Origin of the sequence: Psychrobacter piechaudii, from assembly GCF_900162825.1 — a bacterium.
Taxonomy (GTDB): Bacteria; Pseudomonadota; Gammaproteobacteria; order Pseudomonadales; family Moraxellaceae; genus Psychrobacter; species Psychrobacter piechaudii.
Genome location: NZ_FUGE01000002.1, coordinates 1 through 681 on the forward strand (window position 1 = coordinate 1; position 681 = coordinate 681).

The 681-nt window shown below is 46.1% G+C and carries 1 protein-coding gene; it reads left to right on the forward strand.

Going from position 1 to position 681, the window contains the following annotated elements; all coding sequences use genetic code 11:
- Window positions 1-17: 17 nt before the first annotated feature.
- On the forward strand, window positions 18-681 hold a 664-nt coding region (locus A1019T_RS00010; RefSeq protein WP_143514040.1), incomplete at its 3' end, for an IS4 family transposase.

Genomic DNA, 681 nt, shown 5'->3' on the forward strand with positions numbered 1-681 from the left:
AGATGGGCTATTTTACTATGAGACTACAAGACGCTATTAATGAGACGCATAAAAGGATTCCAGACACCCTAGAACAATTTAGTGAATTAATAGACCCTGAGTGGATACAGCAAGCTTTAGAGTATACCGGCAAAGCGAGCATTAGAAGGCGTAAGCTACCTGCCGAACACGTTGTTTGGATAGTCATCGGCACAGCTTTATATCGTAACCGTTCAATTTGGTATATCACAGAGCAGATGCGTCTTAATATAGACTCTCAGGCCTGTGTGCCCAGCGCTGTGGTACAAGCAAGACAACGCCTCGGGCATGAGCCTCTAAAGCAGCTATTTCATCAACTAAGTGCTCACTACCAAACAGAATCACGAGCCCAGCAGCAAGACTTCATGGGACTTAGCGTCCACGCTGTAGATGGCGTCGTATACTCACTCCCATCCACTGATGAGAACCTTCAGCACTTTAGCTCAAGCAAAGGCAGAACTAAAGAGGCGCCCTATCCCCAAATGCGTTCGGTATGTCTGATCAATACTGACACGCATGAGATCATTGACACAACCCTTGCAGATATGGGTCAAGGAGAGATCACCTTAGCCCGTCAGCTAAATGTTCAAGACAATAGCATTACGCTCTTTGATAGAGCCTATTTCTCAGCAGACCTACTGATTAGTTGGCAACAAGCCCATC